The organism is Paenibacillus sp. FSL P2-0173, from assembly GCF_038008045.1.
Taxonomy (GTDB): Bacteria; Bacillota; Bacilli; order Paenibacillales; family Paenibacillaceae; genus Paenibacillus; species Paenibacillus polymyxa_B.
This window is the reverse complement of sequence record NZ_JBBOYK010000001.1, coordinates 1,644,613-1,658,991: the sequence shown is the minus strand read 5'-3', so window position 1 is coordinate 1,658,991 and position 14,379 is coordinate 1,644,613. Positions and strand designations below refer to the sequence as shown.

Genomic DNA, 14,379 nt, shown 5'->3' with positions numbered 1-14,379 from the left:
CATATACTTTTCACACATTTGCTCCACAATTATCCCGAATTCTCCTGATAAGCTAAAGATACTTTAAAGGAGAGGTGATTCAATCATGAAAAAATGGACTAAAAATGCAGCAGCCGTATTAACCGTAGTAAGTGTATTGGGAGGAGCAAGCAGCGCATTCGCCGCTACAGCAACAACGACTCCAGCGAGCACTGCACCAGCAATCAAAGCTCCTGCGGTTACGACTCCGGCTACCAAAACACCGGCAAAATCACCTGTGACGAAAACACCTGTGGTGAAAGCACCCGTTAAAAAAGCTACAACAGCTCATAAAACAACAACCAAAGCGAAGAAAGCCCCTGCCAAAAAATCCGTTGCGAAAAAAGTGGCAAGCCACAAAACAAAAGCAGTGAAAGTGCAGCATCGTACAGTTAAACATCATGCAAAAAAACATAATGTTGTTAAACACAAAGCAACAACTCATAAAACTCGTGCACATCATGTCGTAGCTAAAAAAGTGACCCACAAAGCTCCAGTTAAAAAAGCAGTTCCAGCCAAAGCAGCTCCAAAAACAGTCAAAACAGCTCCAAAAACAGTAACAACCAAGAAATAAGACTGATATGTAGTTAGCATTCAGCTCGCCTGGCATATACAGCAGCGATTCATGATAAGAAAGACGGGACCGGGAACGGTATACCCGTCTTTTGTCTATTCTGCTGGGCTTCTGTTAAGCTTAAAGAGAGGATGGAAGCATCCAGAACAACGGCAAGGGGTTAAGGTCATGACAAAAATAGTAGTAGTGGATGACGATGTGTTCATTCTGCAATTAATATCTGAATATTTGAAAAAAGAATCCTACGAGGTCACTTCCTTTTCCAGTGGTAAAACACTGGTAGAGCATATCCGTACGAACCGTCCGGATTGTCTCGTTCTTGATATTATGATGCCTGGCATTGATGGGCTTTCTCTACTGACTCAGCTTCGCGAGTTTACGGAAATGCCGATCATTATGATCTCTGCCCGTGGAGAAGAAAACGACCGTATTCACGGGCTGGAGCTGGGATGCAGCGATTTTTTGACCAAACCCTTTAATCCAAGGGAGTTGGTAGGAAGGGTCAAAGCGATGCTGAGACTGAGCAAGGCCGGAATGTCTGCATCAGACGATAGGCAAGCGGCAGAAAGCGCAGATATATGCCATGCGGGCAATCTGTGTATTTTTGCTGACTTTCGTAAAGTCACAGTGGACGGACAAGAGCTAAATTTGACCTCACGTGAATTCGACCTGCTGTTGTTTCTTGCGAATCATCTGGAAAGACCTTTCGGCAGGGAACATCTGATTCAGCAGGTGTGGAGCTATGATTTTATAGGTGATGTGAGAGTCGTGGATGATTTGGTCAAGCGGATTCGTAAAAAGTTAGCTGAATATCACTCTACGCTCGTCATTAACACCGTATGGGGTTTCGGATATAAAGCAACGGTTCAGGAGTTGTAACCATGCGTACGATGAGAGCTAAAATACTGCTTTCCCTGACCATCGCCATGCTTATTACCGTCTGTATTACGGTGGTCTTATTCATCAGGCTTATCGACGACATTCTGGTGAATCAGGCCAAATCCAAGCTTCATGAGCAGGCGCGCAAAGCCGTCCATATTATGAGCGACGGAGGCTTTGATCGACTGGATAATGCTGAATTTAACTATGTTATCAAGGGCGTGCTTTTATCTGCTGATTACTTTATTTTAAGCACGGATAACCGCATCATCGACTCAAGCGTCTCTGGAATGGAAGGCAAAAAGATAGAGCATTTGCTTTTGATCCGCCAAGGATTTTTTGCATCGGTTCATCCGTCTGCCCAGGATCTGACCGCTACACATGAAGGGGTGGCTGTGCTTCAAGGTAAAAAGGTACTGTTTACGAATGAAGAATTGCCCGGACAACCTTTTCGTATTTTTGTATACTCACCCTTATCTTCTTTACGAGCACTGTATGTACCGTTAATGAGAACCACATTACTGTCTATCATCGCGGGTTTTTTGGTGATTCTCGTCATTGGTCTGATGGTTGTCTCACGTCTGGTGCGTCCGCTCAAACGATTGAAGGAGGCGGTAGGCAACTACGAACCGAATCAGCCGCAGGATAGTGATTTTCCGCAGGCGGATAAAAGTGAGATTGGCGAGCTGATCGGTACCTTTCATTCCATGTCCGCCCGTATTCAGCACCATCACCACGGTCAAATTGAATTCCTGCAAAATGTATCTCACGAGCTAAGGACACCGTTAATGTCGATTCAAGGCTATGTATATGCCATTCAGGATCAAGTGGTATCCCAGGACGAGGGGCTAAGTATCATCAAAGTGCAGTCCCAGCGGTTAATTGATATGGTGGAAAAGCTGCTGCAGCTATCGAGGTTGGAGGCGCTGAATGAAGAATGGCCTGTCTCTCTGGTTGATCTTAGAAGCATGGCGGAGGATGCTGTTCATCTATTGATGCCGGTGGCTGCTGAACGTTCTATCTCGCTTCGAGTGGAGGGAGAGGGCCTGCATGTGGCCGTTCCGGCCGAGCAATTGTTCCGTATGATATTGAATTTGTTGCAAAATGCAGTTCGGCACACCTCTACGGAGGTTGTCATTCATTTGGAGACAGGGACAACACCGGAGGTTGTATGGGTTATGCATGTGGATGATGATGGGGAAGGGCTGACTGAACAAGAGGCAGCCGAGGTATTTGGAAGATTCTATGCGGGCTCGAATGGTGCCACAGGTCTTGGATTGGCTATTTGTCGTCAAATTGCTACCCGATTGAACGGAGAACTACTCTGCACACGTTCGCCATGGGGTGGAGCACGCTTCAGCTATATCCAGCGCATGTTATAAATGAGTACAGAAATGGTTAAAAATGATCGTTTTTTCGGACAAACATTCCATTTATATAACATGGTGTGAAAGGTTTTTGATGATATTTTAGATATTGCTTGACTGGTAGGTACTAAACTGAGTAAAATTAATCGTATATACCTTGACTCATGGACGTCGTTTTTTTAGATAGTGGTCAATAATAGTGATGAATAATAAATGAAAGAGTGATGAGATGAACCGCCTTTTGGAAGTGAAGGACTTAACGATATCTTTCAAGACCCGTCAGGGACTAGTGCAGGCCATTCGTGGCGTAAACTTTCATGTCAATAAAGGAGAGACGCTGGCGATTGTGGGCGAATCCGGCTCAGGCAAAAGCGTAACCTCACAAGCTGTTATGAAGTTGATTCCGACCCCTCCGGGCATTTATCAAAAGGGTCAAATTATGTTTGACGGACAAGAGCTGATTAATAAAACAGAGAAGCAGATGCAAAAAATTCGTGGTAAGGAAATTGGCCTGATTTCTCAGGACCCAATGACTTCGCTTAACCCGACGATGAAAGTGGGTAAGCAGATCACGGAAGTGCTTTTCAAGCATGAAAAAATATCCAAGGATGCTGCTCGCAAGCGGGGTATTGAGTTGCTGAATCTGGTAGGTATTCCACATCCTGAACAGCGTTTTAACCAATATCCGCATGAATTTAGTGGCGGTATGCGTCAACGTGTCGTCATTGCGATGGCATTGGCTGCTAATCCGAAACTTCTGATTGCCGATGAGCCGACGACTGCGTTGGACGTAACGATTCAAGCTCAAATTTTGGAGTTAATGAAGGATCTTCAGAAAAAGATCGATACTTCCATCATCTTTATTACTCATGACCTCGGTGTTGTGGCGAAGATGGCTGATCGCGTTGCCGTTATGTACGCAGGACAAATCGTGGAAACAGGTACGGTTAATGAAATTTTCTATAACCCGAAACATCCATATACATGGGGCCTTCTCGCTTCTATGCCAAGTTTGGACAGCCATGGTCAGAAGCTGGCAGCTATTCCGGGAACACCTCCGGATCTGCTTCACCCACCTGTAGGGGATGCTTTTGCAGCCCGCAGTTCTTATGCTATGAAAATTGACTTTGAGAAAGAGCCTCCACTCTTTCAATTATCCGATACGCACTTTGTGAAATCATGGTTGCTGCATCCAGATGCGCCTGCGGTTGAGCCACCAGAAGCTGTAAAGGCTAAACTTCGCAAGCTGGATAACGCATTTGAAAAGCCGGTTTTGGTAGAACAATACGGCAGTTAAGGCGTGTTATAATTTGTAATTAAACAAATGAAAAATAAAAAAAGGGCTGTTCTCTCCGTGTGGAATCATTCTACGGAGGAAACAGCCTTTTTGGTGTAAAATCGCAGGTTGTAGGCGCCTGTGGTTATTTGTGTTAGCAGGCAGTGCTTACAGCTTACCGGAACCGGCTTGGGAAGTGACTTCTGCCTTCACACTGGCGGATGGGGAGATTTTATCGTTCAGCGATGGTTTCCAGCCTACAGAGGAGCTAAGACCCGCGCTGGAGCCTGCGTTAACAGCTTGTCCATTCAGGATTGTGCCCGTATCTGACAGGGCAGTTCCTCCAAAGACAGTCACGATTTTAGCTGCAGTTAAACCGGCAACGTCAATGACATTGTTTTCGGCGAAGATTTTGGAGGATTTACCTGCGCCCCATATATACAGTGAAGGATATTCGGAGCGTTTTACATCACCAGTATAGTAATTGTTGTACAGATGGACTTGTCCATACCGCACGCGTGGTGTGCGTTGTACCGTGTTTTCATAATAGTTGTGATGCAGAGTTACACGTAAAGCCCCTTCATCTGCTGTTTTACTGTCGCTGTTGCCAATAATCGATGATTTATCATGATCGTAAAAATGATTGTAAGAAACAGTAACCAGATCGCCTTGGTTAATCACATCGAGAAGTCCATCATGATGCTGGTATTCTTGGCCGTAAAAGGTGCCATTTTGGCTATCGGGGTGAGACCCATCATTGAAGGTATTGTGGTCTACCCATACATGTGTGGCGCCGTTAACTGTAATGCTGTCATATTCCGAATTCCAATTGCCTGTACTGCCGTCCGTTGGGTCCCATTGAGGAAAATAATCGTAGGCATCCTGGAATTCGATATTACGGATAATAACGTTGTCTGTCCCTTTTTTTAGTTGGAAGTTTGCGCCATTAATGACCGCATCGCTTCCCAGACCGACAATCGTAGTATTGGACGGAATTTCAATGACGACACGACTGGCCTGATTTTTTTGTGAAGCCTCACGTGCCTTTTCCAATGTGCCAGACGGGGCCTTTTTACCCCATGTGGACGGGTCATACGCTTTGAGGTAGGCGTCAAACTCATATTTAGAGTCCTTGTAGTCGTTCAATCCTAACGGTTTATTATTGTCATCGACGTTGGCGTTGATCGTGCCTTTGACATAAATGATTTTAGGCGTACTATTGCTGTTTTTGCCCAAAGCATCGACAAGTTGCTTGCGATTCGTTACGGTGAAAATATTGGAGGTAGTCGCCGTAGCTCCACCTGTTGTGCCTGTAGAAAAGGATGCCCATCCGTTTTTGCTGCCGAGCGTCTCCTTGCCAATATCGCTGGCTGCATGAGCAGGTGCACCTATAGGAGCCAGAGTAGTGAACAGTAGAGCCGCTGCGATTCCGAGTGAAAATCTCTTTTTCATAAAATACCTCCGTATATTGGATTAATGGAGTAGATGAACGAAGGGAGTCCCGGGTGCTCCTGTGGTTTCTACATTTTCTATCATACTTTCTGTTCCAGTATTTGTTAATATAATAAAAGTTACATACTAAAATTTTTGTCGAATTTTTTATATAATTCAATAGACCCCTTCTTTTTCCAATCAAGACGTATATGCAATAATGAAAACGTTAACAATCACACGGAATAGGAAATGTATATATGAATATATGGAATTGTTTTTGTATTTTTCTCAGAATGTTAACGATTTCAATTCTTGATCGTATCTTGATGGCACGACCAGCTTCTGTATAATAACTGGGAGATCAAACACTGCGTGATGTGTTTGAACAGGTGATTATTTCGGAAGAAGTAGGTTACCAAAAGCCACAAGCTGCTATTTTTGATTATGTATTTACAAAGCGGGTCATTTCGGATAAAAGGAAGGCTCTCATGATCGGTGATTCACTGACTTAGGATATTCAGGGAGGGAACAATAACGGAATTGATAGCTGTTGGTTCAACCCTACCGGGAAAATAAACACATCTGCAATTCAACCAACCTTTGAAATAAAAACCCTGATGGAGCTAGCGAATATTGTACTTTCAGAAAGTATGTGTTGAATCTTACAACGCCCGAAGCGGAATGTTAAAAACATTGGATAACACATAACCGTACAATCGTACACTGAAAAAGTTAGAAGCAGGATTTTTTTTCATAATATTCACAGATGAAGGCAAATGCAATGATAAATTTGCCCATTTTGACAATACTAGTATTGTTGGACACTGGCATAAATGATAAGCCTGGATTAACTGAAAATTGCAAAATAATAGCCTACAGTGAAGCTTGTCCGAGGCAGATTATAGAGAATACGGGAAGCTTGTCTACGGTTTTCAATGCCATATGGAGTTTAAACATGAATTGGTAGAGCTTCTAATCGAGAATTCGGAAGCCGGACTATCTGAACGTAGTAGCCACAGATTCATTCAGCAGCCAGAACTACTGAGAAATAGTGACTACAAAGTGATGAATGAAAATCTGTTTTTATTTTTAGACAAATTCGTAATCGAGTATTTAAAAAACAGCAATTACACTCCAAGCAGGTTTTAGTCATATAGGAAGTCGCCATATTGGCGGCTTTTTTTTGTTTTAACGTATCAGTTTCTCAAAAAAAGATTTGACCTGTAATGCGTTACACTAATTACGGTGTAAATGTAGTACATAACAACAATCATGTCATTTGTGTTTATCGACATTGACGGTACACTTGTCGGTGATGATAGCATGGTGCCAAAATTTAAGACCTCATCTGGAGAGACGGATCTATGGAGATGTTGAGAACGACCCTGTGGCCAGAGAAAAAATGGAGTGTTCCCCTCACCCATTTATCGCGGGGTTTGCCATATGGAGAGGCTGATTTGTTCGTGAGAAACTAGATATAGCCTTGCATAAAAGATTCATCTTAAAGAGATACTAATCAGCACATTAAAAATAGTTTAAATAAAGGATAGCTAAGAGGTGGGAACGGTGATGATATCGAAATGCTTGGCCGAAAATTTAAAACAAATTCAGGACAGCTTTTCCGATTGTACCGATCTTGTTCTCATACCTTGGAGTTATGGTTCGAGTTTTGAACATAATGCTCTTTCTGTTTACTTTGAGACAATGATTCAAAATGAACATTTAAAATACATGAAATCTGCTATGGAGGATCTAATCACTTATGAAGCTGGCTCGGCGGAGGCGGTCACTCCCAAAGCTGTGATGCGTTTCTTCAAAAAACATGGAATAACTGGCCATTCTCCCAAGCTGTTGAAAGACATTGATCAAGTTAATGAACAGATATTAAGTGGAGCCATAGTTATATTCTTTGATCATTGGGAGGAAGCAATTAGCTATGCTGCTAGTGGGCTTCCCTTTAGACAAGTTAGTGAGCCGATCACAGAACCGGTCGTTCAAGGGCCTCATATAAGTACAATTGAAGAACTGAATGTGAATATAGGCATCATTCGTGGCTTGCTCAAATCAGCCAAACTTAAATTTGAGTATTTCACGGTAGGAGAAATAAGTCAGAGAAAAATTGCTTACGGATATTTGGATGGGGCCGTCAATCCTGAATCGCTATTAGAGTTTAAACAAAAAATTGCAGACATCGACACGGAAGAGATTCTTGAAACATCTTATTTGGAAGAATGGATCAGCGACTCTGTCTATTCTCCTTTTCCTCAGGTGCGCTACACGGAACGGCCAGATACCGTTGTGTCTGCCCTGTTGGATGGAAAGATTATCGTAATGGTGAATGGAACTCCAACAATATTGATATGTCCGGGAATTTTTTTTGAGTTCCTCGCCTCCAGTGAGGATTACTATCAGCAAACCATCTTCGCTTCGCTGATACGTATACTAAGATTTGGTGCATTCGTGATGGCACTCCTGCTTCCAAGCATATATATTGCCTTATCAACCTTCCATTCTGAGATGATTCCGACCGTTCTGCTTCTAGCCATTCTGGATACGAGAGAAGGGATTCCGTTTCCCGCTTTCGTGGAAGCACTGATTATGGAGGTTTTTTTCGAGCTTCTTAGGGAAGCTGGAATCAGGTTGCCCCGTCCGATAGGCTCTGCTGTAAGCATTGTCGGAGCGCTTGTCATCGGTCAAGCTGCGATTCAAGCCAAGATTGCTTCGCCGGTAATGGTCATAGTCGTCGCTCTGACCGGTATCGCATCGTTTACACTGCCTCAATACAGTATGGCTATATCGATCCGCATGCTGCGATTCCCTTTAATGATCCTTGCTAGCACTTTGGGAGGACTTGGAATTATGTTCGGACTTCTCCTCATATTTTTGCATTTAGTTTGCTTGCGCTCTTTGGGTCAACCCTATTTTGCACCACTGGGGCCGCTTAGAATCAATCAATTGCGCGATGTATTCATTGTTGCCCCGCGAAAAATACTGCTTCACCAACCGCGAAACCGCCATTTGCATAAAAGAAAAGGGGGGAAAACATGAGAACGCGAATATCCATTGGTTTCTGTATATTGGCTGTCATCCTGCTCGCGGGCTGCTGGGACAAGGCGGAGCTGGTGGAATTCGGGTATGCACAAGCGATAGCGGTTGACCTGGACCAAAGTGAAGAAATATATCTCACTACCCATTTTTACAATCCCTCGGGTTCGCAGGAGATGGGAGGAGCCCCCAAGCAGTCCTCAAAAGCATTTAATATCCTAACAAAAGGAGATAACATGAATGAAGCGATAAAAGACATTCCCATCCACCTTGGTAGAAGGGCAAAATTGGATCACATGCGCATTCTTATCATCGGGGAAGAAATGTCCCGACAACGAGGTTTAGAAGACGTTCTTGATTTTTTCATGAGAGATCCTGAAACTAGAAAAACCATACTTGTCCTGATTGCTCGGGGGAAAGCAAGCGACTATTTAGAAACCAAGCCGTATATTGAGAACACCATAGGTCAGCAATTACGGAAAATTGAAGAAACGACAGCACGGTTTTCTGCCAAAACTTCCAGAGTTCCGTTACTTGATCTGGCGATTCAACTAAAAAACGAAACCGGAGTCACAACGCTTCCTAATGTGTTCAAAGACAAGCCCCTCGATGAGATTTCCATTGCCGGAGTTGCGCTGCTTAAAGAAGGAAAGCTGGTAAAAAGTGTTATCAGCCCGACAAATACCCAACCATTATTGATGCTGCTTGGAAAATTAAAAAGCGGAGTTATCGATATTGCGGATAAGGATGCAGAGTCTGAAAAAAAGAAAACCAAAGAAAGCCTCCAGGTTATCTCCTTAAAAACGAAGATAGTACCTTTTATCGAAGGAGAGGATGTCGTTGCTCGTGTACATATCAAAATCATAGGGGCAATCGGCGAGCTGCATAGTTCTTCCGTGATGACCAGAGAGGAGCAAAATAAATTTAAAGGCAGACTCGAAGCCGAGATTAAGGAGAAATTGAGGGAAACGATTTCCCTTCTTCAGAAGGAACGATTAGATGCAATAGGAATCGGCAATCAGATTTTTCAAAAAAATTCGGCATTATGGAAACGCTGGAAGCCAACCTGGAACGAGCGGTTTGCCAAGGCTGAGTTTAATGTAGCCGTTGAAGTTAATATTGTGAGTACGGGAATGGGGATAGGAGTACCATTTTAGAAAAGGAGATAGCCATGTTTGCTAAATTTTTGTTTTTTATGATTTGTAATGCTGCAATGCTGATCACTGATATTCCAAAGTGGAAACGGACAAATCGCAGAGCACGTATCCTGTATCTATCGCTTATGCTGCCTATAGCCTATCTTGGCTTACTCTATATTACGAATCTCCCGTGGCCAAATCTTGACGAGCTTATTGATTTCTTTCTTCTCGCTCCGGCCAAACGCATCGTCGCATGGTTCAGGCTCCCGACCTGAACTCACTTCATATCAGCGGAGGAATCTCATGAAAAATCAAGAGAGTATCAGTGCGCTCCAGACAGCGGTGTTGTTTCTTGCCGGAATGACGGGATCGGCCATCGTTCTGATCCCTGCTTCAGTAATCAGCGCTGCTAAAAACGGAGCATGGATTTCCTTATTAATAGCTTGGGTAATGGGGATGTGTCTATTGGCCTGCGTCCTTTATTTGCACAGCCAATATCCCGGATTGCTCTTCGTCGAATACAGCCGTAAAGCGCTGGGAAAATGGTTGACCCTCTTAATGATCATTCCTTTTACTTGTGCCCTGTTCTGGCAGAACGCCGCCATAATTATTGAAGTTGGCGGTTTTTTCAATAGTACTATAATGACAAAAACGCCTGTAACTGTTGTCCATACCTTGTTTTTTGTGACGGCTGCACTGACAGCCCGGGCTGGAATTGAAGTTATGGCCCGAATGTTTTTCATTTTATTGATTATGATGTATGGGTTTATTTTATTGGTTTTGGTCTTGGCTTCTGCCAACTACCATCCAGAATTTTTACTGCCGATCATGCCGGACGGAATGAAACCGATTCTTCATGGAGCCTATATCACCTATGGGTTTCCATTCGCAGAAGTCGTATTGTACTCTTCACTTCTTCCGTTTGCACGTAAAGGCGAAGAGCGAATGCTCGGAAAATATATGTACTTTGCTATTATAATGAACGGAGTCACATTAATTGCATCTATTATTTGCACCATTCTGGCTCTAGGACCTTTAGCAGGCGAGATGAATTATTCCATGTATCAGCTGGCCAGATTAATCTATATACAGGAGATTATCGAAAGAATTGAGCCTGTAATCGGATTTTCATTAATTGCCGGTTCGTACATGAAAACCTCGATCATGGTATTTATATTGACGAATTTATTTTCGCGATTTTTTAGAGTAAAAAATTACCGTATTTTAACGTTTCCGATAGCATATATCTGCTTGCTTCTTTCAGTTACCATGTACCATGATCAGGCGTCCTTCAACGAGGACGGATACATGGCTTGGACCTTATTCGATAATCTGGCATATGTTCTTCCCTTACTCTTGATCGTAGTCGTTACACGAATGAGAAACCGAAGCAAAAGAGCTTGATTTAAGTAGAGGTTCCCCTTTTGGGATAGTTTCAAATTAATGAACGGTAAAGGTGCAGACAGCCCGCAAAAAGCACAGGAGTTGAATAAAATAGCACATTGAAAATTAACAGTATTCGTTCGTTTTTGCGAAAATATACGTGCTAGGAATGGAAAGTATGAGGCTGTCAGTATTAGAGAGAGGTACAATTTTGTTGATGCTCAGATCGGCACGAGAGGACGTTTCCAGTATAAACTGGAAACGTCTTTTTTTTGCTGTTGTACAAGATAGAGCTGATCAGCATTTGAATAGACGGGAAGCTGGCTCGCGCTTAACCGATCTCTAGGGAGGCTTAAAAAGTCGCTGGAGGAGTTCTTGCCTGATACAGGCCATTCATGAATATCAAATATTAATAAATTGCTCATTTCATCGTAGACTGGGATGGCAGCTTCTTCGTCCATACCGTCGCACAAAATAGATTTCTTTCTATATATTAGAAGAGCAGATCGATTTATAGATTTTTGCAGAATCCTCAGGTAAAATGGCTTGTAATAAAGCTGAGGAGGAATGGGCATCATGGCAGAGCATTTAGCAGATATCTTGAAGTTGTTGAAGCAAAAAGAGTGGGTGGATTTGTCCCACGCTTTTTATCCTGAAATCCCTCATTTTCCAGTATTCGATAATGTTCAGGTGGATACCCTGTTTACCCACGATGATGGCTTTTTTGTAAAACAATACTGCTTTCCCGGTCAGTATGGGACTCATATTGATGCACCCGTTCATTTTGTGAAGGGCAAACGTTACTTGCATGAGCTTTCGTTGAAGGAGCTGGTTTTGCCGCTAGTTGTCATTGACCGTTCAGCAGCCGTTGCAGCCAATTCTGACTATGAACTTACGGTTGCGGATATTTTGGACTTTGAGAAAGAGCATGGACGCATTGCTGATCAGTCCTTTGTCGCTTTTCGCAGTGATTGGAGCAAACGTTGGCCTGATTCAGATGCCTTCTCGAACAAGGACGACGCCGGAGATGCACACTGCCCGGGCTGGTCGCTGGAGGCGCTGCGCTTTTTGGTAGAAGAACGGAATGTGGCTGCCATTGGGCATGAAACGCTAGATACCGATTCCTCTGTAGCTTATCGCAAAGCTGGCAAGCTGGTAGGGGAATATTACATATTGGAGCAGGATCGGTATCAAGTTGAGGTGCTGACGAATTTGGACAAGCTGCCCCCGACGGGCGCGGTCATATATAATATCGTTCCGAGCATTCAAGATTCCCCTGGATTTCCGGTGCGCTCCTTTGCTATTTTGCCTTAATCATACAGTATCCAGTCATTTGAAAACGATTATATAATCTAAAAGACCGATTCAGATATCGACATCTGAATCGGTCTTTTCTAGCTTATACGGGGTAATGTACAGCGTGAATGACCGTTCAGTCCAACTTGAATCAAAAATATGAAAAGTGTTAAGTGATAATAGTGACGGTAGGCGCAGAGATGGTAGGCTGAGTCGCGATAATGGAAGTTGTGCCGCTAAAATCTGTTATTTCTATAACAACTGGGACACCTGGTGTAATATCTACGGAGGCAATGACCAGACTTGCTGTGGTGAGGGTGAATAAGGAGCTCTGCTGAATAACTCCGTTAATATAAAAATTAGAAGAATCAGTAGCTGCTAATGTCGGCAAAGCAACAACTGGAGCATCGGCGTCATCTACAAAGCTTGCAGCAGGAACGGTTGTTTCTGTTGTTCCGATCATTCCAGCTGTAATCGTTGCAAAAAAGCGAGTCGTGGCTGGGGCTACGGTCGTGGCTATGGCGCCACCCGTTGATACGGGAGCAGTAGCTACTGCTGTAAACACAGGTTTTATGATTGGCATAGTTCTCATCTCCTTTCTTTACTGGTAATGAGCCATTTGCATTCGCTGGCTCTTAATCAATAAATGATTGTTCAACCTATTCGGAAACGGCATATTAACCTTTCTATTAATAATAGGGTAAATGGAGAAGGCCCTATTTTGCTACAAATATAGATGGAAGCGAATACTTGGAATCTGAAGGTTACAAATGCCTAAAACCCTAAAGGGGGATGTGCATACACTACATAAATAAGCATGTGAGAAGGAGGTGTATACGGCTGGTATGAGGAGACGCGATTCATCACTAAGGAGGCTAGGAAAGAGGACCGTACATTACAAGATCAACAAACGTAAAAAGTGTAAAACAAGTTATTCATTCAAAGGTAGAACAAAAACGGGGTTCCATGCCAAAAAGCATCCAAAGCTAATCATGCAACGGAGGTGCAGAAATACTCCTAGCAAGCGGAGGAGGAGCATGAGCCAGACGGGAAAGCGAGCTGCACCGGGTTCGGTAGGAGCACAAGGCATTCCCGGTTTGACAGGGGTACAAGGTATTCCAGGTTTAGCAGGAGCCCAAGGTATATCGGGAACTGCGGGAACACCGGGAGTCCAAGGAATACCAGGAATACAGGGTCCAGCAGGAACGCGGGGAGCGCCAGGAGTGCCAGGAGTGCCAGGTCCGGCTGGAGTCCAAGGAAGTCCAGGTGCAACAGGAGTACCCGGCCCTACTGGAGCGCAGGGCATAGCTGGTCCTACTGGAGCCCGAGGTATAACAGGGCCAACCGGCCCGGCAGCTGACATTTCAAATATTGAAATTGTTCCTACGGCTGAGCGGTATTTTTATCTTGCACCTGCTACAATTGAATCTTCAATCACGATTATGGCGGATCAATTTTCTGTAGATGGTGTACATGAGGCCTTTCAGCGTTTTAATGTCGGAAGCAACAGCTATGCCAATCTATACATTAATGGAATGATACAAGAAAGCACATTGTACAGCCTGACACCTTTATCGCTGACGATTCGCCTTAACGAAGGAGAGGCAATTCTCTCCGGCACACCTATTATTGTGGAAATTGTCCAATTTAGTGTGCGATCCAGTGGATGATACTGTTTGCGGTGAGGCAACCCAGAGGCAGATACAGCTGTTTCTTGGGGCAACGAGCCTTTGCGCCCGACACGCCAAAGCTGAAGATCGGCTTTGGGGCCTTGGTCATGGATGGCTTGTACGACTTTTTGCAGCGGGGAAATGTACTCGTCGCTCCATATCCAAGACTGCCTGAGTCTTTTCCCTGCTGGGTGACTGCATGCACCTCAAGCATAATTAGTCCCACCTATCCTAGCGCCCGTTTTATTCGGTTACATATCTTTTTTATATGAATAAAATGGGATGATGCACGTATTAT

12 protein-coding genes and 2 pseudogenes are annotated in these 14,379 nt (G+C 43.8%); 12 read left to right on the top strand and 2 right to left on the bottom strand.

All coding sequences use genetic code 11. The features are described 5' to 3' along the window. The first annotated feature begins 85 nt into the window (after positions 1–85). From MKX30_RS07320 to MKX30_RS07305, 4 genes are all read left to right on the top strand, one after another. Positions 86–592, top strand: coding sequence for a hypothetical protein (locus tag MKX30_RS07320; protein WP_023989809.1), 507 nt, complete (start codon positions 86–88; stop codon positions 590–592). A gap of 168 nt (positions 593–760) precedes the next feature. Continuing rightward, the gene (locus MKX30_RS07315) at positions 761–1,471 is read left to right on the top strand and encodes a response regulator transcription factor (protein ID WP_023989808.1); all 711 of its coding nucleotides are present in this window, start codon (positions 761–763) and stop codon (positions 1,469–1,471) included. A 2-nt stretch (positions 1,472–1,473) separates the two neighbouring features. Then, positions 1,474–2,853, top strand: a complete 1,380-nt coding sequence (locus MKX30_RS07310; protein ID WP_076264786.1) for a HAMP domain-containing sensor histidine kinase — start codon at positions 1,474–1,476, stop codon at positions 2,851–2,853. Positions 2,854–3,067: 214 nt separating this feature from the next. Further along, complete coding sequence (locus tag MKX30_RS07305) at positions 3,068–4,135, top strand: ABC transporter ATP-binding protein (protein WP_013311421.1); 1,068 nt, start codon at positions 3,068–3,070, stop codon at positions 4,133–4,135. A 147-nt stretch (positions 4,136–4,282) separates the two neighbouring features. Here the strand turns inward: MKX30_RS07305 and MKX30_RS07300 are convergent, their stop codons facing one another. Further along, positions 4,283–5,566, bottom strand: coding sequence for a pectate lyase family protein (locus tag MKX30_RS07300; RefSeq protein ID WP_023989806.1), 1,284 nt, complete (start codon positions 5,564–5,566; stop codon positions 4,283–4,285). Positions 5,567–5,916: 350 nt separating this feature from the next. Here MKX30_RS07300 and MKX30_RS07295 point away from each other — a divergent pair. From MKX30_RS07295 to MKX30_RS07265, 7 genes and pseudogenes are all read left to right on the top strand, one after another. Next, positions 5,917–6,236, top strand: a pseudogene (locus MKX30_RS07295) (HAD-IA family hydrolase); the annotation flags it as partial. A gap of 645 nt (positions 6,237–6,881) precedes the next feature. Next, a pseudogene (locus MKX30_RS07290) lies at positions 6,882–7,011 on the top strand (Cof-type HAD-IIB family hydrolase); the annotation flags it as partial. Positions 7,012–7,117: 106 nt separating this feature from the next. Beyond that, on the top strand, positions 7,118–8,596 hold the full coding sequence (locus MKX30_RS07285) for a spore germination protein (protein WP_028542197.1): 1,479 nt from the start codon (positions 7,118–7,120) through the stop codon (positions 8,594–8,596). Further along, positions 8,593–9,750 carry a Ger(x)C family spore germination protein gene (locus MKX30_RS07280; RefSeq protein ID WP_069080751.1) on the top strand — a complete coding sequence of 386 codons (1,158 nt, stop codon included), beginning with the start codon at positions 8,593–8,595 and terminating at the stop codon, positions 9,748–9,750. The genes MKX30_RS07285 and MKX30_RS07280 overlap by 4 nt, the downstream gene beginning before the upstream one ends. A gap of 14 nt (positions 9,751–9,764) precedes the next feature. Continuing rightward, positions 9,765–10,007 (top strand): hypothetical protein, encoded by a 243-nt coding sequence (locus MKX30_RS07275; protein WP_023989800.1) that lies wholly within the window; start codon positions 9,765–9,767, stop codon positions 10,005–10,007. Between the two features lie 28 nt (positions 10,008–10,035). Next, positions 10,036–11,136 (top strand): GerAB/ArcD/ProY family transporter, encoded by a 1,101-nt coding sequence (locus MKX30_RS07270; RefSeq protein ID WP_023989799.1) that lies wholly within the window; start codon positions 10,036–10,038, stop codon positions 11,134–11,136. A 555-nt stretch (positions 11,137–11,691) separates the two neighbouring features. Then, a complete protein-coding gene (locus tag MKX30_RS07265) occupies positions 11,692–12,429 on the top strand; it encodes a cyclase family protein (protein WP_023989797.1) in 738 nt (245 codons plus the stop codon). Between the two features lie 151 nt (positions 12,430–12,580). Here MKX30_RS07265 and MKX30_RS07260 read toward each other — a convergent pair whose 3' ends face one another. After that, the gene (locus tag MKX30_RS07260; protein ID WP_023989796.1) at positions 12,581–12,994 is read right to left on the bottom strand and encodes a DUF4183 domain-containing protein; all 414 of its coding nucleotides are present in this window, start codon (positions 12,992–12,994) and stop codon (positions 12,581–12,583) included. Between the two features lie 454 nt (positions 12,995–13,448). Between MKX30_RS07260 and MKX30_RS07255 the strand changes: the two genes are divergently transcribed. Continuing rightward, positions 13,449–14,081 (top strand): DUF4183 domain-containing protein, encoded by a 633-nt coding sequence (locus tag MKX30_RS07255; RefSeq protein WP_341062673.1) that lies wholly within the window; start codon positions 13,449–13,451, stop codon positions 14,079–14,081. Positions 14,082–14,379: the final 298 nt, after the last annotated feature.